The 25,626-nt window shown below is 30.2% G+C and carries 22 protein-coding genes; 10 read left to right on the top strand and 12 right to left on the bottom strand.

The window, feature by feature from the left end:
- Positions 1–20: 20 nt before the first annotated feature.
- The gene (locus NRK67_12380; GenBank protein UUV18080.1) at positions 21–4,373 is read right to left on the bottom strand and encodes a PolC-type DNA polymerase III; all 4,353 of its coding nucleotides are present in this window, start codon (positions 4,371–4,373) and stop codon (positions 21–23) included.
- 833 nt (positions 4,374–5,206) lie between these two features.
- On the opposite strand from NRK67_12380, the gene NRK67_12375 reads away from it, so the two are divergent.
- Positions 5,207–5,605 (top strand): GNAT family N-acetyltransferase, encoded by a 399-nt coding sequence (locus tag NRK67_12375; GenBank protein UUV18079.1) that lies wholly within the window; start codon positions 5,207–5,209, stop codon positions 5,603–5,605.
- 248 nt (positions 5,606–5,853) lie between these two features.
- On the top strand, positions 5,854–6,570 hold the full coding sequence (locus NRK67_12370; protein ID UUV18078.1) for a GGDEF domain-containing protein: 717 nt from the start codon (positions 5,854–5,856) through the stop codon (positions 6,568–6,570).
- A 477-nt stretch (positions 6,571–7,047) separates the two neighbouring features.
- Here NRK67_12370 and NRK67_12365 read toward each other — a convergent pair whose 3' ends face one another.
- The 3 genes from NRK67_12365 to metG all read right to left on the bottom strand — a co-directional run bounded on the left by NRK67_12365 (position 7,048) and on the right by metG (position 9,309).
- The gene (locus NRK67_12365) at positions 7,048–7,356 is read right to left on the bottom strand and encodes a hypothetical protein (GenBank protein UUV18077.1); all 309 of its coding nucleotides are present in this window, start codon (positions 7,354–7,356) and stop codon (positions 7,048–7,050) included.
- A gap of 275 nt (positions 7,357–7,631) precedes the next feature.
- Positions 7,632–8,138 carry a class I tRNA ligase family protein gene (locus NRK67_12360; GenBank protein UUV18076.1) on the bottom strand — a complete coding sequence of 169 codons (507 nt, stop codon included), beginning with the start codon at positions 8,136–8,138 and terminating at the stop codon, positions 7,632–7,634.
- Positions 8,139–8,220: 82 nt separating this feature from the next.
- Positions 8,221–9,309 carry a methionine--tRNA ligase gene (gene metG / locus NRK67_12355; GenBank protein UUV18075.1) on the bottom strand — a complete coding sequence of 363 codons (1,089 nt, stop codon included), beginning with the start codon at positions 9,307–9,309 and terminating at the stop codon, positions 8,221–8,223.
- A gap of 1,014 nt (positions 9,310–10,323) precedes the next feature.
- Between metG and NRK67_12350 the strand changes: the two genes are divergently transcribed.
- From NRK67_12350 to NRK67_12320, 7 genes are all read left to right on the top strand, one after another.
- Positions 10,324–11,931 carry an ATP-binding cassette domain-containing protein gene (locus NRK67_12350; GenBank protein ID UUV18074.1) on the top strand — a complete coding sequence of 536 codons (1,608 nt, stop codon included), beginning with the start codon at positions 10,324–10,326 and terminating at the stop codon, positions 11,929–11,931.
- 262 nt (positions 11,932–12,193) lie between these two features.
- Positions 12,194–12,370 (top strand): helix-turn-helix domain-containing protein, encoded by a 177-nt coding sequence (locus tag NRK67_12345; GenBank protein ID UUV18073.1) that lies wholly within the window; start codon positions 12,194–12,196, stop codon positions 12,368–12,370.
- On the top strand, positions 12,367–13,560 hold the full coding sequence (gene istA / locus NRK67_12340; GenBank protein UUV18072.1) for an IS21 family transposase: 1,194 nt from the start codon (positions 12,367–12,369) through the stop codon (positions 13,558–13,560). The genes NRK67_12345 and istA overlap by 4 nt, the downstream gene beginning before the upstream one ends.
- On the top strand, positions 13,560–13,928 hold the full coding sequence (locus NRK67_12335; protein UUV18071.1) for an ATP-binding protein: 369 nt from the start codon (positions 13,560–13,562) through the stop codon (positions 13,926–13,928). Before istA ends, NRK67_12335 begins: the two co-directional genes overlap by 1 nt.
- Complete coding sequence (locus NRK67_12330; protein ID UUV18070.1) at positions 13,873–14,292, top strand: ATP-binding protein; 420 nt, start codon at positions 13,873–13,875, stop codon at positions 14,290–14,292. Before NRK67_12335 ends, NRK67_12330 begins: the two co-directional genes overlap by 56 nt.
- Positions 14,293–14,612: 320 nt before the next feature.
- Positions 14,613–14,990 carry a hypothetical protein gene (locus tag NRK67_12325; GenBank protein UUV18069.1) on the top strand — a complete coding sequence of 126 codons (378 nt, stop codon included), beginning with the start codon at positions 14,613–14,615 and terminating at the stop codon, positions 14,988–14,990.
- A 140-nt stretch (positions 14,991–15,130) separates the two neighbouring features.
- Positions 15,131–16,168 carry a M48 family metallopeptidase gene (locus NRK67_12320; protein UUV18068.1) on the top strand — a complete coding sequence of 346 codons (1,038 nt, stop codon included), beginning with the start codon at positions 15,131–15,133 and terminating at the stop codon, positions 16,166–16,168.
- Between the two features lie 475 nt (positions 16,169–16,643).
- On the opposite strand, the gene NRK67_12315 is transcribed toward NRK67_12320, so the two are convergent.
- Positions 16,644–18,200, bottom strand: coding sequence for a hypothetical protein (locus tag NRK67_12315; GenBank protein UUV18067.1), 1,557 nt, complete (start codon positions 18,198–18,200; stop codon positions 16,644–16,646).
- 455 nt (positions 18,201–18,655) lie between these two features.
- On the opposite strand from NRK67_12315, the gene NRK67_12310 reads away from it, so the two are divergent.
- A complete protein-coding gene (locus NRK67_12310; GenBank protein UUV18066.1) occupies positions 18,656–20,101 on the top strand; it encodes an autotransporter outer membrane beta-barrel domain-containing protein in 1,446 nt (481 codons plus the stop codon).
- Positions 20,102–20,455: 354 nt separating this feature from the next.
- Here the strand turns inward: NRK67_12310 and NRK67_12305 are convergent, their stop codons facing one another.
- The 7 genes from NRK67_12305 to NRK67_12275 form a co-directional block, all read right to left on the bottom strand.
- Entirely contained in the window at positions 20,456–21,505 is a 1,050-nt protein-coding gene (locus NRK67_12305; GenBank protein UUV18065.1) for a toxin-antitoxin system YwqK family antitoxin, read from the bottom strand.
- Between the two features lie 196 nt (positions 21,506–21,701).
- A complete protein-coding gene (locus tag NRK67_12300) occupies positions 21,702–22,232 on the bottom strand; it encodes a hypothetical protein (protein UUV18064.1) in 531 nt (176 codons plus the stop codon).
- 673 nt (positions 22,233–22,905) lie between these two features.
- Complete coding sequence (locus NRK67_12295) at positions 22,906–23,523, bottom strand: hypothetical protein (protein UUV18063.1); 618 nt, start codon at positions 23,521–23,523, stop codon at positions 22,906–22,908.
- A 415-nt stretch (positions 23,524–23,938) separates the two neighbouring features.
- Positions 23,939–24,337, bottom strand: a complete 399-nt coding sequence (locus tag NRK67_12290) for a hypothetical protein (protein ID UUV18062.1) — start codon at positions 24,335–24,337, stop codon at positions 23,939–23,941.
- A gap of 182 nt (positions 24,338–24,519) precedes the next feature.
- Positions 24,520–24,981, bottom strand: coding sequence for a hypothetical protein (locus tag NRK67_12285; GenBank protein UUV18061.1), 462 nt, complete (start codon positions 24,979–24,981; stop codon positions 24,520–24,522).
- Positions 24,982–24,989: 8 nt separating this feature from the next.
- A complete protein-coding gene (locus NRK67_12280) occupies positions 24,990–25,364 on the bottom strand; it encodes a M15 family metallopeptidase (GenBank protein ID UUV18060.1) in 375 nt (124 codons plus the stop codon).
- Positions 25,365–25,369: 5 nt separating this feature from the next.
- Complete coding sequence (locus NRK67_12275; protein UUV18059.1) at positions 25,370–25,621, bottom strand: hypothetical protein; 252 nt, start codon at positions 25,619–25,621, stop codon at positions 25,370–25,372.
- Positions 25,622–25,626: the final 5 nt, after the last annotated feature.

The raw sequence follows: 25,626 nt of genomic DNA, 5'->3' as shown, positions 1-25,626 counted from the left end.
ATATTTTATAACATTATTTTTTAGAATAAACTTCTTTGATCTGTATCACTAAGCCCTTCTATTGCTCCCAATTCTTTTAATTTCTCAATTATTGTAGCTGAAGCTTTGGTTCTCCTCTTAAGATCTTCATAGGATGAAAAAGTTCTCCCAGTACGTTCATTCAGCATATTTTCAACCACTGCTGCACCTAATCCATTTACAGCAAGAAGAGGCAATCTTATCTTCCCATCTTCGATCTTAAATTTGAAACCATCAGATTTATAGACATCTACTCCTAAAAATTCTATTTTACGAGCATTCATCTCTAGAATAATCTCAGACAGTGCCATCTGCCCCTTCTGTCTTACGTCCATTCGGGGTTCATTATTTAGTTCTTTTATCTTACTTTTTACCCCATCTAAAGTAAGCATAAAGTCAGAATCAAAATCATCAGCTTTTCTACTTAAGTATGCAGTATAAAAGGCTTGAGGATAGTGAACTTTGAAATATGCAATTCTTACAGACATCATAACATAGGCTACTGCATGTCCTTTAGGGAACATATACTTTATCCTCTTACATGACTCTATATACCAAGAAGGAACTTTTCTCCCCTTCATGACATTTGAATATTCCTCCCAAGTATCGGGTTCTTTACTGGGTCTTCCCTTTCTGACAAATTCCATAATCTTAAAGGCCAATCCTTTTTCGATCCCTGAATCAATAAGGAAGTTCATAATATCGTCTCTTACTGAAATAATCTCTGATAAGGTCGCTTCTCCCTGACGAACAAAATCTTGGGCATTGTTCAGCCAAACATCTGTTCCATGGGACAGTCCTGATATACGACAAAGTTCTGAAAAAGTTGTTGGCTTAGTGTCAACCAACATCTGCCTTACAAATCCAGTTCCGAATTCTGGTACCCCATAGGTCCCAACTATCGAACCAATTTCATCAGGAGTTACTCCTAATGATTCAGTAGTAGAAAAAAGCTTAAGAGTTTCCGGATCAGTTAATGGTATATCATAAACATTAACTCCTGTTAAATCCTGTAATAATTTAATTGTTGTGGGATCATCATGCCCTAATATATCTAGTTTAACCAGCTGTTCATCCATTACATGGTAATCATAATGGGTAGTTATGGAAGTAGATTTTTGATCATTTGCAGGCCTTTGCACAGGGGTGAAATCATAGATAGATTTCCCCTCAGGAACGATGATCATTCCACCAGGATGCTGTCCTGTGGTCTTTTTGACCCCTTCACATTTTTTAGCTAATCTTTCCATCTCGGCCCCTCTCATGGGCTGGCTATTTTCTTCTGAAAATTTTCTCACATAACCATAGGCATTTCTTTCTGCCAAAGTAGAGATAGTTCCGGCTTTAAATACGTTTTCTTTTCCAAATAAAACCTCACAGTACTTATGGACAGCTCCCTGATACTCTCCGGAGAAATTAAGGTCTATATCCGGGACCTTATCTCCGTTAAATCCCATAAATACTTCAAATGGTATAGAATGACCATCACGAGTAAGCTCTGAGCTGCATTCAGGACATTTTTTAGGAGGCAGGTCTACCCCACTCCCTTCCTTATCCATAAATTCTGAATATTGACATTCTGGACATACATAGTGAGGATAAAGAGCGTTTACTTCGGTGATATCCATCATAAATGCTACTAGGGATGATCCTACTGATCCCCTTGATCCTACCAGGTATCCATTGTCCAGAGATTCCTTTACTAATTTTTGAGCTGACAGGTATAATACTGCAAAGCCATTTCCGATGATAGCTTTTAATTCTCTGTCTATTCTTTTTTCAATATGAACTGGCAGTGGATTACCATATATTTTATAAGCCTTATTATAGGTCATATCCCTCACTTCTTCCTCTGCATTATCCATCTTAGGAGGATAAAAACCATCTGGAATAGGCTGGACCTTCTCAATCATCTCATTGATCTTATGGGTATTATCTATAACCACATCATTTGCTATTTTTTCTCCTAAGTATGAAAATTCCTCAATCATCTCATTGGTAGTCCTGAAATAGAGCTGATTATCATATTGCCATGAATTAAATGCCATTCCACTACCATATCGGAGTACACTACGAGTAAGATGTTCATCTGGATTTAGATACTGAACATCTCCTGTAGCTACTACAATCTTACCTTGCTTTTCAGCTAATTCGACAAAGTATTTATTCATCTCAATGATACTGTTATATGATTCTACCTCTTTTTTCTCTACTAACTCTGTATATGTACCTCTTGGATGGATCTCAAAATAGTCATAATATTTAGCTAATTCTTCAATCTCAGATTTAGCTGTACCACGAAGATAAGCTTTTGTCAGTTCTCCTTCATTTCTAAAGGTACCGCTACCACTGCTGGCTAAAATCAATCCTTCACGTAATTCAGTAAGGAGTGACTTTGGTATCCTAGGTTTTTTCTGACCATAAAAGTCAATATGAGCTCTTGAAACTAATTCATATAGATTTCTCAATCCTTTCTGATTTTTAACCAAGATCATAGTGTTGAATGTATCCATAAGCTTTACATCAGTTTCATAGACGTTGTCTATCTCACTTAATTTATAGGCTCCCTTTGTCAGAACCATATTCATCATCTTTACAAATATGTGTGCAGTAGCTTCCGCATCGTCTACAGCTCTATGGTGATTATCTAGTTCAACACCTAGATGTTTTGCCATAGCTTTCAAATTATGTCTTTTAAGCTCTTTGAGGATATTCCTACCCCAAAGTAACGTATCTATTACAGCCGGATCGTAATTTTGATCCAGTCTGGCTTTTAATTTTGTCTGAATAAAACCAATATCAAATTTTGCATTATGAGCTACCATGGTAGCGTCTTTGGAAAACTCTAAAAACTTAGGTAAAACTTCCTCAATTTGAGGAGCATCTGCAACCATTTCATCGGTAATTCCAGTAAGTTTAACTATATTTTCAGGGATAGGTTTGTTGGGGTTAACAAAGGTAGAAAACCTGTCTATAACTTTAGTTCCCTTTAATTTTACTGCTCCTATCTCTGTCACCTCATCATTGTGAGGGTCAAATCCGGTAGTTTCTATATCAAAGACTATATATGTTTCATCTTCTATGACATTGTCTTTTGCGTTTTTTACCATCTTGACAGCATCATCTACTACATAAGCTTCACAGCCCATGATTACCTTAAAGTCTTCCATTCTTTTAGCTGCATTAAAAGCAAATGGGTATGAATGAGTTACACCAAAATCTGTGATAGCTATAGCCTTATGCCCCCAAGAATGGGCATGTTTTATCAGGTCCTTTGCATCGATGAGCCCTGCCATATCACTCATCTTGGTATGAGCATGGAGTTCTATTCTCTTTATCTCGGCATCATCTTTTCTCACAACAGTTTTAGAGTCAATGGCATTTACATTGGTTGCAGCAAGGATATCTTCATTATTGGTATACTGGTCGTTTTCCTTTTTTCCCTTGACCTTGACCCACATCCCGGCTTTAATATCGACTTTATTTTCTATCTTTGTAAATATCTTAATGGAGATTGAATCTTTATGATTGGTCATTCCAAATTTTACAATTCTCCATTTGTTTTTTATCTCAATTTGCTCAACCTTGAAGACCTCTCCTTCTAGAGTACAAACTTCTCCAGGATAGATCTCATTAAATTCTAAGAAATCATTGGTTGACCCCTTGATCATTCCCCGCCCAAAGAGAATTTTCTTTCCTTCGCTGCTTTCAATAATTTTAACCTTTTCCATATCTCTGGGCTCAGTTCTTTTAGGCTGTTCTACCTCTTGTTTAGCTGGATTTCTTAGCTGGATTTCCTTATTAGATCTTTCAATCTGTTCCTTGGTGATCCTAATAATTTCATCGTCCATATCTCTGACCTCTTTAGTAAAATCTCCTACAAGAAGTCGGATATCGAGATTATTTATCCCATACTTTCCCAACCTGGTATTCAGCTTAATATCCACTTCAGCTTTTATAAGATTATCTAGAGAGACCTGATCTTTTAACTCTATATCTATATGCTGGTCATGGATATAGATCCTGTATAGGTGTAAAAAGGATCTGGACGGAGCACTGGTAGTTTTCAACTCCTTGATGATCCTTTCGACAACCAATTTTATATCCATCTTAGTTAGATTAGCAGCTTCAAACTCAACTCCTAAGTCCAGCTCTAATTTGTCTCCAAATTTTTTATTGATCTCTTTTTGAATAAGATCCAGCTCATCTAAGTTATGAGGATTTTTTACCACACATAATAACTCTATTTTTTTTAGTTTTTCATAGACAATTATTTCTTTTAGCTCTATATTTTTTACTCCTACAGACTCAAAAAGGTTCTTTTTGGGTCGTATTTTTACTATATTTCTAGGCATATTTCCTCCCTACCTTTTCCATTAAACAATATTTCTATTTATTGTTTGTGTTACACATAATAAAGTTTTACTCTCTTTTATTCTGTTTTTTCTATCACCTTACTATTATATCATAGTCTCTAAATAAATTTTATAGTTTACTAAAAAATAATAAGGGAATACTACCTTCTATCCATGTAGAAATTATAAAAAATTTTCAATATTTAGATTATGTCATTAAACTCTATGATTTCCTGGTTAGTAAAACCTCCTTTCTTATGGTGTTCTGTATCACCACAAATTCTATTTTTTTATGCCATTTATTCAATTTGATGAGAACTTCCTAAAAATATTGATATAACACCTTAATATTGAAAAAATACATAGTTATCTCGGCAGACTGGAAGTGTTGTTTATAAACACTCTTTTTAATAAAGAACAAAATCCGAACTGATTTACAAAAAATTCTTTGACTTATTTTAACTTATATGATATTATACTTTATCACTCATATTTTTGAATGGTCCTAAGAAGTTAGAAGTGAAATAAAATTAGTACCGGAAAACTGTAGATGACGAGATCTATAACCGCGGTAAAAAAAAAGGAGAAAAAAATGGGAAAAATAGTTTATATGTTGAAAGTTTCCACAGTATTTTCAACTATGATAAGTGTATCTTTAGTTTTAGCTAGATAGACTCAATCAGAATGAAATAAAATGTTTAATTATAGACATTTTGTTAATATAGTATTTTAAAAGCCAACTAGATTATTTAGTTGGCTTTTTTATTTTGTTAAAAAGAAAAATAGAGTAGAATATAGGGGACATATAAATAAGGTGAAGAAGGAGTGATCTAATGACTATAAAAAAAATCAAGGAAAATTTTTTGACTGATATTAAAAAAATATACAGAGATGAAGGCTGGATATTATATCTCAACGATGATGAAAAACTCAGGAATGCTCTCAAGAACAGTGAAATTATAGGAGCATTTAGTGGTACTAAATTAATAGGATTTTTAAGGTATTTAACTGATTTTGAACATATTTTATATGTTCAGGATTTAATAGTGACTAAAGAATGGAGAAGAGACGGTGTCGGAGAAAAACTTATCAATAATTTGCTGGATAGACATCCAAATATAAGATCTATACTATTAATAACAGATATAAGTGATAAAATAAGCAATAGTTTTTATCAAAAAATAGGATTTAACAAATTAGAAAACAAGGGTATGATCTCTTATATAAGATAAGAATAAAACTTTTTAAACAACTCTTTTTAATTTTAAATCTAAATTATTTTATTGAAGTTGACAATTTGTAAAAAAAATCAAGGAACTATTTACTCGTTCTAGTAAAAATAAATAAATCTATTTTCAATATTTTAAAATATGAAAATTAACTGAGTTTATATATGGAGGGATTAGATATGACGTTTAAGACGTGGAAGGCTTTATTTATAAATATTATTTTGATGATAATTTTTATATCTCTTATGACGATGATAAATTTAAAAATGAATATAATGAAATTTGATTTGAATCATTTTATTTTGCCTGTATTTTATGCTGTTTTATTTGGATCTATAATTACATACTTATCTCAAAAAAGAATCAGGTGTTTAGAGGAAAAAATAAAAGAAAAAACAAATGAACTTAAACACTGTGCATCTATGGATGATACGACCATTACCTATAATAGAAGAATGGGATTAGAGATGCTCAAAAATTATTTAAATCTCTCAAAGAGACATGAAAATAACTTAGCGGTATGCCTCATAGATCTCAATGGGCTAAAACCTGTAATTGACAAATTTGGTTATATTAAGGGAAATGAACTCATGAGAGATATATCTGAAATGCTGAGATCAAGTATAAGAGAATCAGATATTATCTCTAGGATGGACAAAGATGAGTTTCTAACAATTCTTCCTGAATGTGATATAGCAGGTGCAAGGCAAGTTATGAGGAGGTTATTAGAAAAGATAAGGATATATAATAAAAATTCATTCCAAAATTACAATACATCCATAAGTTTTGGGATTTCAGAATCTTCATACTGTAATAAAAAAAGTGTAGAACATTTGTTAGCAGAAGCTGAGAATAAGACGCACGTCATAAAAAAAAGAAGGAGAGAGGTTTCTTATGAAAAACGGGATTTCTCAAATAAAAAAGAGGATAATGTTTTAATTTTTAAACTCTGGGTAATTATTTTATAATAGCAAGTTAAAATTGTTGCTATTTTGTCAATATAATATTTTGAAAGCCGATTAAATTATTAATTGGCTTTTACTATTTTCTCAAAATTATTCACGGTTTTCTGTTTCTGTTAGTTACATGAGACAAGTTATACATGTAACGAGTACTATAGTGTCATACACTACTCTATCCCCAAGAGAATTCATTACAACCATTGTATAAAGAAGACTCTTAAAAAATAATTTTTAAGAGTCTTCTTTATGCGTTCATTTAGTCTTGCAACAGTGATTTATTTTAGTAAGTTCATTTTATTCCACTCCATTATTTCTATATTTAGCCTTATTAAAACACTTTTCATTATCTATTTATCAACATAACTCCTCCACAGGGATTATATATTACAAGCTTTAAAAAGTAAAAATATAAATTAAGTATCGAAAATTTTATTTTAATCAAAAATCAGTAATTTTTACTTTATTTGTTTCAATTATACTTTTTTAGCTTTTTAAAAGTTTTTCAATCTCATTTAGAGTATTTATTGATGATGTTAATTTTTCTATCTCCTCATTATTGCTATAACTCAGAATGGATCTAAAACTTGTCGAACTTTTTTCTATTGAATCTAATCTTGTTTGAATTTCATCACGAATCATCGGTAACTCGAATTTTTTTAAAGTACCATGTTCGTTAGCCCAGCATAAAAACATTTTATCATCTTGATCTAAAAATGCTCTATTCATAACCCCGTTAGTATAGTTATAGAAAAAATCTTCCATTACTACAACTTCTTTTTTTATTAAATGCATTATATTATCCCCCTAATATTAATTTAACTAAGTTTACCTTCAAAACCCTCGGTATGTCAATGTTAAAAAAAATAAAAAAATCACAAACAAAATTGATTAAAAAAAGTTAATAAGTTAATACAGCATAAACAATTACAAAATAGAAGTTGGAAGAAGTTTATGAATAAATCAACTAAATAAAACTAAATATTTGGGGGCGTACGTTTCAGCCTGTGTCCTCAAAAGTAATTAAAAAAGATCCTAATTTTTTAGGATCTTTTTTTCTCAAATAAAAACTAGTTAATATTTCTTTCTTCATTAATTAAGTTTTCTAAAGAAAATTCTTTTGTCAAAACTTCTACATAATTTTGAAGTTGATCATCATCAATTCTACTTAATATTGGATAAGGTTTCTTTATTAATAGATCGAGACTAGTTGAAGTTTCTTTATTATAGTGAATTTTTTCTTTTTTTTGTAATTGCTTTTCCCATAGTTCTTTACTTAGAGTTGGTAAAATTGGATTTAAAAAAATAATTAATTTTTCACAAATATACATAGAAACCCCTAAAATTTCTTTTAATTTTTCTAAATCATTATTTTTAGCTAATTCCCAAGGTTTTTCATTATCGAAATAAATATTTCCAATAGATGCTAATTCTATTACTTTTGATAAAGCCGATCTAAAAGAGAAAGTTTCGTAGTTTTTCATTATTATACTACATTTTTCATCGATTTTTGAAATAATTTCCAACTCAGTAGAAAGATCAATTTTAATCTGTCCATCGAAATTTTTCCAAACCATATTCAAACTCCTATTAAAAAAATTAAAAATTTTACCTATTAATTCGCTATTATGAAAATTTTTATAATCTAATAAACTAAAATTAGAGTCTTTTTTTTTCTGGCAATATATGAGTTAAATATGCTCTAAGTGAATCTATATTAATATCACAATTTAAAAAATTTATACAAAATATACCTATTCCTTTACTTTTAGAGAATTTTTCATTTTCATATGTTAAATAATTATATCCAATTACATTATTAGGAGTATTATATTTCCCATTTCCCATTAAAAGCCCTGGCCAAAAAATAGTATGGAATGGAATATTATCTTTTCCTAAAAAATGATAAATTTTAGTATTTTTATTTTCCCAAAGATTTTCATGATTAATTTCTTTAATGAAACTTATATACGCAATAGGGGCTTCAAACCACACATAAAATACTTTGTCTTCATATATTTTTTTAGGAACAGGAATTCCCCATGTCATATTTCGTGTGATACTTCTAGGGTGTAGATCTTTATTTAACCAATTTTGAGCTTCACTATATGTGATATTATTAAAAACATCTACTTTTGTTTTTATCCAATTAGATATTTCATTTGAAACTTTATCTAATGAAAAATATAAATGAGTATCTTCTTTTTCTATAGGTTTATTTCCACAAAGTTTACATTTTGAATCTAAAAGTAAAGAAGATTCAGTCAATGAACCACATTTTTCACATTGATCACCATTCGAATTTTCATAACCACAATTAGGACAAGTTCCTTCAATAAGACGATCTGGTAGGAAAAGTTTGTCATGTTCACAATACTTCATAATAGAAGTTTTTTCTTGAATGTAACCATTATCATCAAGCTTTGTAAAAAAGTTTTGTGCATTTTTTTTATGTATACTTGATGATGTTTTTGAATAGTTATCATATGAGATATTAAAATAATCATATAATTTTTTATGAACTTTATGTAGGTTATCTGTTAGAACTTCTGGAGAAATACCAATTTCCCTAGAAAGTATTAAAGAAGGTGTCCCATGAACATCTGATCCTCCAATAAACAAAGTCTCTTCTCCTTTAATTTTACAAAATCGGTTATAAATGTCTGCTGGTAAATGTGAGCCAGCAATATGCCCTAAGTGTGGAACGTTATTAATATACGGTAAAGCAGCAGTAATAATTTTTGTCATAATCTCAACTCCCTATTGATTCAATATAATATTTTTATAAAATAAAAAAAGCCTGTGGCGTCTACCACAGGCTTTCGTAATTACTTGAAAGATGTTTGGCAGACTCAGTAAATTAATACAAAATGAGTCTGCCCTTAAATTAAATAATTTAAGTTACAAACCCTTCCAAAGCATCATCATCATATTTAATTGTCTGAATTCTATATTTTTCATAACAATCTCCCTCATTTGAATTTTTTTAGATAATAACATAAATTTTATTTAAATGTAAAGTCTTTTTTTTATTGAGATAGCTTTTCATTCTTTTTTAAACCATTCTTATGTAATAATGATTGCAAAGTTAAACTGGAGTGATATTAATAAAGAAAAAACATAAAATAAGTGTAAACCATTGCACTATTTACATTTTTTCTAGCTTGTTGGAGTAACTCAGAAATATTTTGATAAATATTATTATTTACATCTACTCCTTCGATATTTTTTTGTGGTTTCCATCTATTCCTCCAATCTATCATTTGATACTTGATTTTTATAAATTCACATTTTTATTATTATACCTATAGTTTCTTGAGTTTCAAATAACAAAATAATCATGGACAAAATTTTAAAAAAATCGAGAACAAAGTAATAAAAAACACTAAATAAAAAGACAATAAGTTTATACTGTCTTTCTAAGCTTTATTTTATTGATATCTATTTTAAAAGTTACAAAAGGATCATTATGGTGCTTTCATAATTGAAATTATATTTGCTTGGATTGTTGGTTTATAAAAACATTTAATTTTGGTGACTTTCTTAGTAGAAATATGAAGGATTCCATAGATTCTATCTCTATAATTTTTCGGTTTGTTTTCATAAAAATAAAATTCAGAATATTGCCATTTATCTGGATTTATAACTCCACTCTAACAAAACAACATAATATTTTTATAGTTTAATTTTGGATTTTATCAAATATGCGTTATAATAGTATTTAGGTTATTTATAGCGAATCGTTAAAACAGGAGAAGATATATGAATATTATTGAATTTAAAGATGTAGCAAAATCACATTTAACTCAAAAGTTATATGAAAATGTTAATTTAGAGATCAACAAGGGAGAGAAGATTGCTATTGTTGGTAATAATGGAAGTGGAAAATCAACTTTATTAAAATTAATAAATGAAGATGAATATCCAACTTATGGAGATATAGTAATTGAAGAGGAAGCACAAATTGCTTACTTTGATCAATTTGGAGAAACAAGTTTAGATAAATCAGTAAAAGAGTTATTAGACTCACCATTTGAGCACATAATAAAAGCTCAAGTTCACTTAGAAGAAGTTTCGACTCAGTTTACTGGTGAAGCAGACAATGATGAAAAAGTAATGGAAGAATTTCAAAAAGCTTCAGATCTTTTTGAAAGTTTAGGAGCATATGACTATATTCATTTACAATCTGAATTTATAGATGTATTTGAATTAGGGAGTAAGTTAGATAGAGAATTTAAAGATTTAAGTGGTGGAGAAAAGCAATATGTAAGACTTGCAATAGCTTTATTCAAAGAATCTAACCTTGTAATCTTAGATGAACCATTATCATATTTTGATAAAAAGAAAACTGCTTGGTTAGCTAACTTTATTTCTAAAAGTTCTAAAGCATTTTTAGTAGTTTCTCATAGTATTGATTTTATTAGGTTATTTTCTAATAAATTCTTTGATGTAGATAATTTCAAAGTAACTACATATGAAGGGGATTATAGAACTTACCAAAAGGACAAAAAGATACAACTAAAGGAAGAAAAAAAAGAAAATAGAGAAAAAGAATTTGAAATAGAAAAAACCCGTGAAAGAATTAAGAAAAAAGAAATATTAGTACAAGGAGTCGGAAATAATCGTTCTCATGCTGTAATCTTAAGAAGGATGGAAAGAGAATTAGAAAGATTAGAAAAAGGGAAAAATGTACATTCTAAAGAATCTGAATATACTTATAATTCTAGCCCTGAAGAATATCTTACAATTAATAAAGATATTGGAGATATAATAGCTTCAGTTAATAATGTTTCTAAGGAGTTCCCTGAAAAAACATTATATAAAGATGTTAACTTTGATATATTAAAGAACAGTAAAATATGTATCGTAGGAGAAAATGGAGCTGGAAAATCAACTTTATTAAAGATGATTTTAGGAGAAGAAGTCCCTACTACAGGAACTATTGATATAAACCCTAAGGCAAAATTCTCTTATATAGAGCAAGAAACTATCTTAGAAGATGAAAATATGAAGATTACAGAATATATTCAGGATAAAACTGGTCTAAACCAAGACTTTATTGAAGGAGCTATTGACTCTCTTTTCAATTACGAAGAAGAATTTAGAAGTAAAAAATTATATATGTTAAGTGGTGGAGAGAAAAAGAGATTAGAAATATTTACTAACATCTTAGCTGAAACTCATTTACTTGTAATAGATGAACCTTCTACTTATATGGATAGTTACTCTAGGTCTACAATTGCAAATATGTTAAATGAATATCACGGTGCCGTTGTCTTAGTAACTCATGACAAAGAATTATTAAGAATGATTAATTTTGAAATGTTTGATATTAGAGATAGATTATTTAGAGAGAAAGAAAGAGGTTAAAAATTGAAATAAAACAAATAAGGATTTGTTTCTATTAATTAAATTATTAAATCTAAATCCTTGAAAAGGAATAACCAAAAAAGTCTACCAATTAAGGTAGACTTTTTTTAGTTATTTCAACATGTAATTTATTGTACATTTATTTAGTGTGTAAAGGGTAATATAAAATTGACCCTTTTGAGATAAAAAAGGCAGCTAATTATTGACCCACCCTAATATTACTCTGTACAATCTTTTTAAAGAGATGTACAGGAGGTTTGAGGTGGCAATTCATATGGATACATATAAAAAAATTAGACGACTTCATCTAGTTGAAGGGGTTTCTATTAGAAAAATTTCTAGAGATCTTCATATTTCTAGAAACACTGTTAGAAAGTATATTAATGGAGATACAATTCCTGGAGAAAAAAGTTTTCTTCTAGAAGAAAACAAGTTATGACTAGAGAAGTCTTAGACTTTATTCAAGCTTGTATTCTTGAAGATAACGAGCATACTCATTCAAAACAGAGGCACACTGCTAATAGGGTTTGGGTTAGACTCAAAGAAGAGGCTGGGTTTCTTGGTTCATATTCTTCTGTTAAGGTTGCATTTAGAGAATTAAAAGGTAAAACAAAAGAGGTTTTTCTACCACTTACCTTTAATCCTGCGGAAGCTATGCAAATTGATTTTGGTTCAGCGCATATCTTTCTCAATGATGAAAAGCAGGAAATAAAATATTTTTGTGCTCGGTTAGCATATAGCGCTCATATCTTTACTAAGGCCTACTTCGCAGAAAGAGAAGAATGCTTTTTAGATGGGATCATCTCTGCTTTTGAATATTTTGGTGGTGTTCCTAGAGAAGTTCTCTTTGATAATGCCAGAGTTGCTGTATCAGAAGGCTATGGAAAACATGTAACTAAAATAACTAAAGGGTATGAAACTCTCGTTGCTCATTATGCTTTTAAACCTAAATTTTGCAATGTTAGAAGTGGAAATGAAAAAGGTTTGGTTGAAAATTTAGTAGGACTTATCAGAAGAAATACTATGGTTCCTATCCCTAGAGTTAAAAGTTTGAATGAGTTAAATATCAAAATAAAAAAGGCTTGTGATAACTACTTAGAAAATCATAAAGTTGGCGGTGAAAGCTTAAGTGTTAAACAAAAATTCCAGATTGAAGCTAATAACCTTTTAGAGCTTCCTAGCCATTCACTAGATATTTCTAAAAGAGACTATAAAAGAGTCACTAAGTTTTCAACTGTAACTTTTGAAACTAATAAATATTCATTACCCTGTGAATTAGTAGGAACTGAGGTGATTTTAAAAACTGGTCATTCAGAAATACAATTTCTTCATAAAGGTAAAGTTGTTGCAATTCACCAGAGGATATTTAAAAAAAATAAGCATAGTTATCAATTAATTCACTATCTTAAAGCTTTAGAAAGAAAACCGCGAGCTGTATTTAATGCTGATCCAGTTATACAAAATATTCCTAAAGCAATTTTTGAAATGTATCACTCTAAAGGAGATTCAAAACTCTTTTTAGAATATCTAAGAGAAGAAGTCGGTCTTCCTAAAATCAACGACCAAATAGAAGTTCAAAGAAATAATTTAGGTAAATATGATAACTTAATTTCCCAAGAGGTGATCTAATGAGTGTAATTAGTGAAAAAATTAAACTTTTTTCCAAAGCTTTAAAACTATCTAGCTTCAAAGACTATCATGAGGTTCAGCGCCAAGCAATAAATTCAAAACAAGGATATGAAGAATTTCTGCTTACACTATTAGAAAAGGAAGTATTAACTAGACAAGACAATAAACTTTTCAGGTTAAAGCGCGGAGCTAAATTTCCCTTTGAAAAAACGCTAGAAGAGTTTGAAGTTAAACGTCTTAGCTATTTAAAACCTTCAGTAGTAGGCGAACTCTCCAGCTGTGAGTTTATCAAAAAAAAAAAAAAATATAATAATGATAGGGAACCCAGGAACTGGAAAGACACATCTTTCTATAGCTCTAGGACTTAAAGCTTGCAACTGTGGACATAAGGTGTACTTTACTACAGCTGCTAACTTATCAAATAAATTAGTTGAAGCGCAAGAAAATAGTAATTTAGGGAGATTCTTAAGGCAATTAGCAAGATTAGATCTACTCATAATAGATGAGCTTTCCTACCTCTCCTTTAACAAACATCAATCAGAACTCCTATTTCAAGTGATTTCAGAAAGAAGTGAGAGGGGAAGTATTATAATTTCTACTAATTTAGCATTTTCAGAGTGGGAAGAATTCTTCCCTGATACAATGTTAACAACAGCTTTAATAGATCGCGTAACATTTAGAGGACATATTTTAAACATGAATGGTGACTCTTACAGGGTCTCTGCGAAATAGGCAGGGTGGGTCACTTTTTAATTACCCTTAGGTGGGTCAAAAATTAACTGCCACATGGGTCAATTCTTGATTGACATTTACATTTAGTGTCTTTTCATTTTTTGTTTGTAGTCTATACTGTTTTATTAGTTCTCAGACTATCCGCAAATACTCTCAAAACACCAAACTGGATAAACACTAATAATATCAACGATTTAATTTTTTAAGAATATAATATAACCTATATTAGTTCAAGAAGGAATTTACAAGAACTAAACTATACAATTAAAGACTTTACTCAAGATTATAAAAAAATCACCGATAAATATCTTGAAAAAGAGATGTATTCCCAGCTTTTTATAAGTGGATTCAAAATCAATGACATAAAGAAAAAGTTTAATTTAAAAACCCAAATATACGCATATTTAATCCGGGATTTTGATTATAATGGCGTTACTAGAAATATGCACCTTGCCTTTGATTCTTTGGGGATTGTAGTTGATACTTCTCCTTTTATAGTAGATCTGTATAAAACCCACATAGAACTCTTTGGAAAAAAAGAGGATCTGGAAAACTTCAGGAATAGATACAGTATCAAATGGGATCTTTGGTATGAACCATACAGAAAGTCCTGGCACCTTGCCTTTAATGGCTGTTTAGCCGAATATATAAGATCAAAAAAAGCAAATGATTTTTTTCAGAAAAAAAGGAAAAATTAAAAATTTTCTAATTTAGTAGTAACATAATTTTTTTAATAATGGGTAAAATAGTAATTAATATAAACTATTAAAATTGTATAAAAATAATAGTGAAAAAAATATAACTAAATTAATTTCCTGCACAAAAAGGGAGGAGAACTATGATTGTCAAGATATTAAATCATTTCCGGCTTACCTGGAGACTAGTACAGGACCGCAGAGTAAATAAGTGGCTAAAGGTATTTTTAGTCTTCATTCCACTTGCCTATGTTTTTTTACCATTTCCACCTGATGACTTCCTGCCTCTTCTGGGACTTTTAGATGACCTGCTCCTCCTGGCAGTTACCACCATACTCTTTGTTGAAATGTGCCCAGAAACTGTGGTCCGGAAACATAAACTGGCACTCACCGGTCTTTTTTCCTCTGCCAGATCCATTAACTTGGAAGAATATCGCTGTAAAACCGAAAATCGTGATCTCGCTCTGGGATTTATCTTCGCTGTAGTCATACTCCTTTTGGGGGGATACTTAGCAGGAGTCCTTCTTCTACTCATCTTTGGAGTGGGATATATAACATCAAACCTGAAGCGGAAGGAGATACTTGCCAATGCTGTTCAGATCGGTCCCCATCAGCGTCCAGATCTCTATGAGGCACTTGAAGAAGTTAAGAAGCTTCTTCCCCCTGTGAAAATAGATCTCTTTATAAATCAAAACCCGGTAATGAATGCTTATACCTTTGGTTACGACGGACCCTATACCGTGGTTCTTACATCCAGCTTGGTGGAAAAGCTCTCGGAAACCGAGATAAAGGCGGTAATTGGGCATGAAATGGGACACATCTTATTCGGGCACGTGCGGATCATAAGTCTAATGAGTACTCAGTTTGGACTGGGCCGCCTCTTCTTCTATAAGTGGAGCCGCTCATGTGAATATTCTGCCGATTCAGTAGCTCTTATAGCCAGCAAAGGGGATCTAATTCCCCTGACCTCTTCCTTGCTAAAACTAGCGTGGGGTTTGGACGATCCCGTTGATATAGAGGAATTTTTGGCTCAGCTGGATGGGGATTCAGACCCTCTCAGCATGGAGGTGTTCAGTACACATCCCTTTATGAATAATCGGATCAAAAGCCTGATTCGCCTTGCTAGGCGGAAAGACTTTAAGAAAAAGATAGAGCACATGGATACCTGGGACCTCTCATAAGTGCTTCTAGTGCAGTTTTAAGATCAAAAGAGGTAGGATGAAAATCATCCTACCTCTTTATTTATCTGCCTATTTTTCATTTTCATCCTATTTTGTCGATCTATGAATATATGTCTCCGTAGCTTGTACTTGTGGAACTAATTTCTGTCTATTCATATAACTGTATAATTATAAAGAAACCTTTTGTCTTTTAAGGGTTCAAGTATCCTAGTTAATACCATTTTTGACTTCTAATTGATAGTTGTATAAATATAGTTAATTTTTTTGATATTATACCATGAATTTCTTTAACTTGCTTATATCGATCTTGGTTAGTACTTAGTGGTTTCCCTAATATAATAATGAAACAAATGATTATCTGTTGTAATAAAACAATAAAAAAGAACCCTAAAAATAGAGTTCTTTTAGCAAACAAGGATTTGTTTTTAAATAACCATTATTTATTGATATTGAGAAGTAAAAAATCCTTTATTAATTATTTCTTACCAAATACGATTTGACCTTTATTGAGCATTGTGGATCCATTTTTTATTTTCATACCTACATTATGTTTAACATCTCTTCCTATTTCATTAACTCCTGCAGTTCTCTCAGATCCTGACAAATTAATTTTACCAAGATTTACTATTGTAGACCCTGCCCCAGTAGCATACATTCCAATACCGACGTTCTTATTTAAATTAATAATACCAGTTTTTTGATTAATTGCAGTAGACCCACCATCTACATACATAGCTATTCCGTAGTCATGGTCTACATCTATTGTTCCATAATTGGTGATAGTGCCACCTAAAGATCCTTTCATAACAGTATAACCGTCAAATCCGGTGTTCAATTCCCCCCTATTTATTGCTTTTGCTCTTACTCCTATAGCAGACATTCTATAGTTTCCAAAGTTTTTTATTCTTCCTTCATTAGTAGCCGTACCATAAAAAGCTGCGAACATTCCAAAATCCCCAGTATTCTTGATAGTACCATAGTTATTGGCCGTACTATGATTTGCTGCGGACATTCCTCTAGAACCTATATTCATGACAGTACCATAGTTATTAACTGTACTATTATTGTTTGCGTGTATTCCAATATTCTTTTCATTCTTGACAGTACCATAGTTAGTAGCCGTGCTATTATACACTGCGATGATTCCATTATAACCAGTATTCATAACAGTACCATAGTTAGTAGCCGTACTATTATATGCATACATTCCATTATTTCCACCATTCTTAATAGTTCCATAGTTAATAGCTGTAGCACCCCAACTTGGATGCATTCCATAAGAACCATCATTCTTAACAATACCATAGTTGTTAGCGGTACTACCAGATCCTACTACATTCATTCCATAAGGACCACTATTCTTTACAGTTCCGTAGTTGTTAGCCGTACCATAGGATTGTGCGACCATTCCAATCGAACCAGTATTTTTAATAGTACCATAGTTAGTAGCTGTACTATAAAGGTATGCATTCATTCCAACCGAACCAGTATTCATAACAGTACCATAGTTAGTAGCCGTACTATGATCATCTGCGTGCATTCCATTATATCCATTATTCTTCACAGTTCCGTAGTTAGTAACCGTACTATAAAGATATGCTTTCATTCCAACCGAACCAGTATTCATGACAGTACCATAGTTATTGGCCGTACTATGATTTATTGCGTATATTCCATAAGGATCGTTATTCATAACAGTACCATAGTTAGTAGCCGTACTATTATATGCATACATTCCATACCATCCATTATTCATGACGGTTCCATTCTCTGTATTTATTAATTTCGATCCTGGCCCTGCATACATTCCAGTATTCCCATCGTAGGTGATAGTTCCATTATTTATTGCCGTATTTCCGACTCCAGTTACACTCATTGTATAATCAATAGTATCATTATTGATTATGGTTTCTGCATCTACTCTCTCGTACATAACTACACCCAGTATCAAAGCTATTATCATACCATAGGTGATTGAAATTTTTCCTTTACAAACCCGTTTAATATATTTTTTTAATTCATCAACTTTCATAATTCTCCCCCTCCCCTTCCTTAAAAAATTAAAGTGATAAAAAATTTTATTGTAACCAATTATTCAAAAAACACTTCCTACTATAGTATTCATCGTTTTTTTTTGTTTTTGTTTTTTTTACCGGCAAACCGTTCAAAAAAAATGTTGCTATTTATCTTTAAGCTTCATTTATTAAATGAATATATTAGATGGAAAACTCATATTTTTTTCTAAAATTTCTAAAAAAAAAATAAGATTTCTTCAATGGAAGTTATTAAATAAATTTTTTAAACTTGAATTGTTTAAAATTTTAAAGCAGACTTAAGTAACACTTGAACAAGTTTTTTATCGTATTCCCTGTTTTAGTGTCTTACCTTTAAAATGTGTGGAAGAGATAATAAAGATAATGTAGTATTCAGAAATAACTAATCAACAAAGAGCTTAACCGCCCTTTTAGTTTTAAGGAGGATTAATCTATGATAAAAAATAGACAAACATTAATTTTTCTTAGTATTTTCATGATATTTGGGAGTTTTATATCAGCTGATACTTTAGATTTTGATACCTTTAATGGCAGCGGGAAATTTATAAATGCTAAAGGCGGAATCATTACCTCTCCTGATAATAAGCCGTATGATGATGTAATAGGAAAATTATATGTATGGGGAGATTTTGGAGAGGACAATTATTCTGACAGTATACAAACTCATAAAATATTTACTGCTTTAAAGTTTAATGGTACTGTTATATCTGAATCGCCTATATATAATGCTGAAATAGGTAGTGATCCATCTACGAACGAATTTCATTTTATCTTAACTAGGAATAAATTTAATGGGGGAGTTATTGAAAATAACGAACTGGGTGAATTATTGGAAACTGGATATTTTAATGACAATAATCCATTAAAAAATAAATTCTATAATGATATCAAGATTTTTGATTCAAAAGAAAAATTAAATTTAGCAATAGATGAAACTTTTGGAATAAATACCTATCCTGTAATAACTAAACAAACATTGGAAACAATAACTGAGGTTAACACTTCAATAATAAACTCTATATCAACAATAGATAAATATTCACTTACTGGAGATATAAAAATGATGGGTAACTATAAATTTAATAACGTTAAATTTAAGAATACCGATAATCTTTATGGATACAAAACAGAAAGCCTCATTGTTTCAATAGGAGCAGAAACCAAGATTTATTCTAATTTAAAAATAGGAACCATGCATAGTTTTATAGATTCAACTACAGATATGGAGAATGATAAAGGGTCTAGAGATGATTTTTATTATCAAGGTGGATTATATGTTGTTTACGATGCTGATTCAGTGATTTATTCATCATTGTTATCTGTTGGTGGATCGGATACCGATCTTTATAGATATAATAGTAGCCCTTTGGGAGATTTTATAAATGAGTCTAATATGACTAATCTTTTTTTAGGATTAAACAATTCTATTTATAAAAAATTTAAATTTGGTAAATCGTACATATCTCCTAAAATAGAAATAAATTTTATAAGGTTGTATCAAGAAGGAATAAACGAAGGAGGAGATTATGGTATAGAAATAGATAAAATAAATTCTTTGTCTATAGAACCTGGAATTGGTTTTAGTATTGAAAAAATCTTCGACATAACGTATGCTACCCAATTAAATATAGGAGCTGAAGTTATGAACTATATAGAAATAGCAGACCCCTATAAAAATTTTGATGCTACATTAAAAACAATTAACTCTGAAAAATATACCATAGAAAAATATGAAAATAGTATTTATCACATTGATTTTTCATTCAAACAAGGCTTAAAAAATTTAAATGGATTAGGTTTTTATCTAACTGAAGACTACATCTTATCTGAAAATCAAGAACAATTTAAATTTGGGCTGAATATATTTTATATCTTTTAATATAAAACAGTTTCCCTTACTTTTAAAATTGAACAAAATAAAATACAGTCTGTAAAAGAGTGACATTAAAAGTCACTCTTTTCATTTGGGGAAATATAAGAATAAATAAGAATTTGTTTTTATATTTAATGATTGTTTCTATTAAAACAATCACATAATAGCGGACAAAATCCAAAGAAAATCGAAGACAAAATAATAAATAATACTAAATAAAAAGACACTAAATTTTAGTGCCATTCTAAGGTTGATTTTACTGGTATTATAAATGAAAGTTACGAAAAAATTAAAGTGTAATACTCGTTCGAGAAGTTGATAAAATATCCTATCTAAATAAATTAGTGTGTAGTTCCATCTTTAAAAAGTAAATTTATCTCGGATTTTACCACCTTTATAATAATAAATCCATTCCCCATTTGGTTTTCCATCTTTATAACTTTTTATAAATTTGATTTCCCCATTCTCGAAATAGTCAATCCATTCCCCGTTTGATTTCCCCTCTTTAAAATTTCCTTTACTTTCGATTTGACCATTTTTATAGTAGTAAACCCCTTCCCCATTTAGTTTCCCATCTATATAATTTACTTTCTTTTTGATTTGACCATTTTCATAATAGCCAATCCTTTCCCCACTTAGTTCTCCATCTTTATAATTTCCTGTCCCTTTGATTTGACCATTTTCATAATAGTCAATCCATTCCCCATTTTGTTCCCCATCTATATAATTATCTTTACTTTCGATTTGACCATTTTCATAATACTGAATAGCTCCCCCATTTTGTTTACCATCTATAATATTTGTTTTAAATTTGATTTTCCCAGTTTCATAATATAGGATGCCTTCCCCATTTAGTTCCCCGTCTTTAAAATTTTCTTTCCTTTCAATTTGACCATTTTCGTAATAGTAAATCAACTCCCCATTTAATTTACCATCTTTAAAATTTTCTTTTCTTTTAATTTGACCATTTTCATAGTAGTAAACCCATACCTTATTTTGTTTACCATCTATATAATTTCCTTTACTTTTGATTTGACCATTTTCATAGTAGTAAATCCATTTCCCATTTTTAAATCCATCTATATAATTTTCTTTAGCTTCGATTTGACCATTTGCATAATAAATAATCCATTTCCCATCTTGTTTACCATCTTTAAAATTTCCTATAACTCGGATTTTTCCACTTCTATAATAGATAATCCTGTTTCCATTTAATTTCCCATCTTTATAATTTCCTATAATTTGAATTTTTCCATTTTCATAATAATCAATAACTTTTCCTGTGTATGGAGATTCTTTATTTATTTTATAATATACTCCGTTTCTGTTTTGTAACTCCTCTCTATTAATTGATTTTCCATAACTCATTAAACTTATACTGATTATTAATACTAATAATATTTTTTTCATTATTCTCATCTCCCCTTTTTAACTCTTCATTTAAGTTTCACTTCAAATTTTAAAAAAGTCAATTTTTTAAATAGGGAAAGGAAGTAAATCAACAAATAACACTAAATAAAAAGAGATAACTCTAAATAGATGTTATCCCTTAGTTTCATCCTATTAATTTAACTTTTATTACCTATTATAAGAAATGAAGTGAAGCCTAATTTACTTCATTTACTTTCAAAATATTATCAGCCCATTTTTCTAGGATTATACGAACCTCTTTGATACTATCTGTGTTTTTATATTCATTAGAAAAATAAATATATATTATCTTATTCTTTACCCGAACTAAGGCACCTCCTACAACTTCTTGCTTTACATAACCATTTACTGCACCAGTCATTATTGTACCATTTCCATATGCATCTTTTTTAGAAAAGAATTGGCCTAAGTGGATCGGTTGCTCTAATTTGAATGTGATTTCATCTAAATCAAGCAAATCCATTCGACGGTTGAGTTCATCTTCAGTTTCATCTATAAGTGAATCTAATTTATTTTCAAATAATTGCTCATTCATAGCGTCTGTAATTGCTTTGAAATCACTTTCACTAATATTTGCGAACTCTTCACGACGCGACACCATTACTTGAGCGTGTTCAGACATTATAAAACTTTTTCTCTTTCCGAGGTTCAATAAGTCCTCATGGGTCATATATGCAGCTACAAGACGAATTTCTATTAACTGCATAAATACTTCCATACGTTCTCTGTGATCATAACCGATTTCTTTCATTCCTGTTGTAGGTGAAGGAATAAGAATTTCTACTTCTCCAATCTTAAATGATTGAATATCGTTAGTTTTTTTGACTGCTGGGGAATTGGTGCATGCTATTATAGACATCAATATTATTAAACATGAAAATAACTTTTTCATTTGATCACCTCACTTTTTATAGGTTTCAATAATTAATTACAAATTATTTTTTGAAAATCCTTTAAACTTAAACTTATATTTATTTAAATTTTAGAAACATTTTAATTGTTAGTTATCTAAACAAATAAGAATTTGTTTCTATTAATTAGATTATTAAATCTAAATCCTTGAAAAAGAAACCAAAAAGTCTACCAATTAAGGTAGACTTTTTTTAGTTATTTTAACATGTAATTTACTGTATATTTATTTAGTATTTTTTTATTTTTTGTTTGTGTTATATCTCGTTTTATTGAGCTATAGCTTGTCCGAGGTAGTTAAAATATTTCAATACTTTTCAACCCTAGTAATTCCAACAAAATATATGCTGTATAACCGAAATTATATTTACTTTTATTACTTACAGTAACTATTAAATATTTTAATTGGTGCTATCCTTAAGCATAAAACAAATTCTTATTTGTTTCTATAAATAAAAAGCACACTATTTTTAAATAGTGTGCTTAAAACTTTCTTTAAAAAAATTTCTAATTCCTTCATTCATACGATTTTCTTGCTCATCTGTTTTTTTCTCTTCAAGATAGTATTTGTTAGTCATAATATTTTTAGATAATGAATCTAGCGGAAAACCTTTTATTTTTTTGTCACAAGGTTTTTCTGATATTATAAATTTATTAAGAGATATCTCCGGTCCTTGATATTCAAAGCTAATATTTTCATCTATTTTTAGATAGATAGCATTTTCATAGCGACTAATAATTTCGCCACCATTCTTTTTCGCAATTTTTGAATAATATTCTATCATTTCATCGTCAGAAAGTTCTCTTCCTTTAACCCTTCTTATATAAACTCCAGGTTGATCTATATCCTTTACTCCTTCGAAATAGAGTCCTGAATCACAAGAAAAAACTGGAATTTTAAATTCTTGAAAATATGCTTCAGCTTTTTTCTTGGCGTTTTCTAATGGAGTTTTTCCATCTTCAATTACTTTAGGTATTTTTTTTTTAATATCGTTTAACCCAATGATTTCAATATCCATACCATTTAACGCCTCTTTCATCTCTTTTACCTTGGCATCATTTGTTGTACCATAAATGATTTGTTTCATTATTTTCTCCTTTTTATTTTAAATATATCATATAAAGCAGTTTTTTTGAATGAGCAATATACTAATAATAAATTTTAAAGATAAATAGATACACACTATTAAAAAGAGGTTTGCACACTATTTAATTTTCAATGTACTCTAATGCTGAAATAGTTCCAACTTTTTTATTGTCTAAGTAATAGGTTATTTTATAATTATCTAGAAAAGAATAATTACGGGTTAAATACTGTGTTATCAAGTTTAAAAAATAATTGTGATTTTTTTTCGTCCATTCAATCTCCCTCTCTCATTTATTATTTCTTTATTATTTATGCTACTATGCTCTAATTCTTTCAATATAAATTAAAAAAAATAAAAAAAGGGATATTTAATTAATATCCCTTTTAATCTTATATATATCACTTTAACTATTAGTTTAACTCATTATAGCTTTGATAAATTTGTCATTTTTATCATAAATAACTTTAATATATTTCTTTTCACCTTTGGCAGCTTCATAAGGTGTTGTGATCAATTCTGGTATAAAAAAGAAAAATACATCTGCAGCTAACCAAATAGCGGCACGACCAACACTTGGTTCAGCTCCTACATAGTATTTATAAAGACATTCAACATTTCCATCCTCTAAATCGTTAATAGTTGTAGGAAGCCCTAGTTCAGCTTCTATTTGAAATCTTTCACTATTTTTTCTAACGACTGTTAGATTTGGTTCTTTTTTTCCACTTGCAGCCATCATTACAGAACATCCTGTTAAACTTATAGATGCTAAAAGTAAAGACATTGCTATTAATACTTTTTTTGAATTTCTAATCATTTCTTCATTCTCCTTATTAAAAAAATTTCTTCAAGACATTATAATTAAAAAACAGCTAAACCCCTAATTAATTTTAATTAATTTTTAATAAAGAAGAGAAGTTATAATTAATATCCTCCTTCTACTCTATTCTTTATATCTCCAAAATAAACTCTTTTATCGAATCAGCCCTCCTAAAAATCCTACTTTTTATTGATTTCGGAACTCCCGAAATAGAAACCTATTATCAGCATGGTGATATTGGTTATAGACCCGACTACCATGCTATTCATCTGTTTGTCACTGCCTACTTCTCCCTTTAGGCTTATCCAGTATAGGTAAATACAAAACGATACCCATACAAGGGCAATCAGGGCACTTATATTCTTTTGGAGCCAGGATGAATTATCGGAGTTATTTATTTTAAAGTTCATCTCTCTGGCATTTTTCTTATCATCTAAGATAAATTTTACATATTCATTTTCCTTTTCTTTTAATTTCAAAACCAGTTGGGGATCTCCCTGTAAGGTTTTTAAAATTCCTGTTTCGTTAGATGACCCGGTAAGTCCTGTAAGAGTTGTTAATGCTCCTACAGGGTTCCCCATGACTGCCTGTGCTAGTGCCGGGAGTCCTTTATCTTTAAAAAAATTTATAATCTTATTCATATTGCCTCCTAATCCAACTGGAAATGCGGATAATCTTTAAAATTCTTCCAGTCACCACCATAACTATTTTTTATACCCAGATAGTCAGCACAAAGTTTTAATTCATCACCGACTTTTTTAAAGCTTTCTATGTCATTCCATCCATTAAACGGGTACGGGATAAAATCTATAGCTTTCCCTGTTTGATGTTTAGATTTCTTGTTGACTCCATCTAATTTACTGAATCCATTCTTAAATGCTTTTTGCTGGTCCTCTAAGCTCCTTAAACCACACGTAATAGTCAGGTCTACCTTCCCTCTGGCTAATACCATCCCAACTATTAGAGACAACCTGGAATCTATCCCTTGAATATTTTTTATGCTTCTACTCGATATTTTATTCATTATTCTTACCCCTCCTTTTTAGCTTTTAGATATCCTTCGATCTCAGATAGCTTCATCATCAGTTTATTAAATTCTTCTCTGCTTACTTTTTCAGCTAGTTTTATTTTAATCTCTTCTACTTCTCTTTCAATACGATCTATTCGATCACTTCCTTTATCAACTCTTTTAAAAGTTCTTTCCCAAAGAGGTTTAGCTAAGTTAATTGCTAGTAAGCCACCTATAATCCAATTGGCAGCTATAGTTGTGTCTGGTAACATAATAC

Source organism: Fusobacteria bacterium ZRK30 (assembly GCA_024628785.1).
In the GTDB taxonomy this organism is placed as follows: Bacteria; Fusobacteriota; Fusobacteriia; order Fusobacteriales; family Fusobacteriaceae; genus Psychrilyobacter.
This window is presented reverse-complemented; position numbering and strand designations above follow the sequence as displayed.

Excerpts from the sequence above, each read along its gene's own strand:
- NRK67_12380 (UUV18080.1), bottom strand. The coding sequence starts at position 4,373 with ATGCCTAGAAATATAGTAAAAATACGACCCAAAAAGAACCTTTTTGAG.
- NRK67_12375 (UUV18079.1), top strand. The coding sequence starts at position 5,207 with ATGACTATAAAAAAAATCAAGGAAAATTTTTTGACTGATATTAAAAAA.
- NRK67_12370 (UUV18078.1), top strand. The coding sequence starts at position 5,854 with ATGATAAATTTAAAAATGAATATAATGAAATTTGATTTGAATCATTTT.
- NRK67_12365 (UUV18077.1), bottom strand. The coding sequence starts at position 7,356 with ATGCATTTAATAAAAAAAGAAGTTGTAGTAATGGAAGATTTTTTCTAT.
- NRK67_12360 (UUV18076.1), bottom strand. The coding sequence starts at position 8,138 with ATGGTTTGGAAAAATTTCGATGGACAGATTAAAATTGATCTTTCTACT.
- metG (UUV18075.1), bottom strand. The coding sequence starts at position 9,309 with ATGACAAAAATTATTACTGCTGCTTTACCGTATATTAATAACGTTCCA.
- NRK67_12350 (UUV18074.1), top strand. The coding sequence starts at position 10,324 with ATGAATATTATTGAATTTAAAGATGTAGCAAAATCACATTTAACTCAA.
- istA (UUV18072.1), top strand. The coding sequence starts at position 12,367 with ATGACTAGAGAAGTCTTAGACTTTATTCAAGCTTGTATTCTTGAAGAT.
- NRK67_12335 (UUV18071.1), top strand. The coding sequence starts at position 13,560 with ATGAGTGTAATTAGTGAAAAAATTAAACTTTTTTCCAAAGCTTTAAAA.
- NRK67_12330 (UUV18070.1), top strand. The coding sequence starts at position 13,873 with ATGATAGGGAACCCAGGAACTGGAAAGACACATCTTTCTATAGCTCTA.
- NRK67_12325 (UUV18069.1), top strand. The coding sequence starts at position 14,613 with ATGTATTCCCAGCTTTTTATAAGTGGATTCAAAATCAATGACATAAAG.
- NRK67_12320 (UUV18068.1), top strand. The coding sequence starts at position 15,131 with ATGATTGTCAAGATATTAAATCATTTCCGGCTTACCTGGAGACTAGTA.
- NRK67_12315 (UUV18067.1), bottom strand. The coding sequence starts at position 18,200 with ATGAAAGTTGATGAATTAAAAAAATATATTAAACGGGTTTGTAAAGGA.
- NRK67_12310 (UUV18066.1), top strand. The coding sequence starts at position 18,656 with ATGATAAAAAATAGACAAACATTAATTTTTCTTAGTATTTTCATGATA.
- NRK67_12305 (UUV18065.1), bottom strand. The coding sequence starts at position 21,505 with ATGAAAAAAATATTATTAGTATTAATAATCAGTATAAGTTTAATGAGT.
- NRK67_12300 (UUV18064.1), bottom strand. The coding sequence starts at position 22,232 with ATGCAGTTAATAGAAATTCGTCTTGTAGCTGCATATATGACCCATGAG.
- NRK67_12295 (UUV18063.1), bottom strand. The coding sequence starts at position 23,523 with ATGAAACAAATCATTTATGGTACAACAAATGATGCCAAGGTAAAAGAG.
- NRK67_12290 (UUV18062.1), bottom strand. The coding sequence starts at position 24,337 with ATGATTAGAAATTCAAAAAAAGTATTAATAGCAATGTCTTTACTTTTA.
- NRK67_12285 (UUV18061.1), bottom strand. The coding sequence starts at position 24,981 with ATGAATAAGATTATAAATTTTTTTAAAGATAAAGGACTCCCGGCACTA.
- NRK67_12280 (UUV18060.1), bottom strand. The coding sequence starts at position 25,364 with ATGAATAAAATATCGAGTAGAAGCATAAAAAATATTCAAGGGATAGAT.
- NRK67_12275 (UUV18059.1), bottom strand. The coding sequence starts at position 25,621 with ATGTTACCAGACACAACTATAGCTGCCAATTGGATTATAGGTGGCTTA.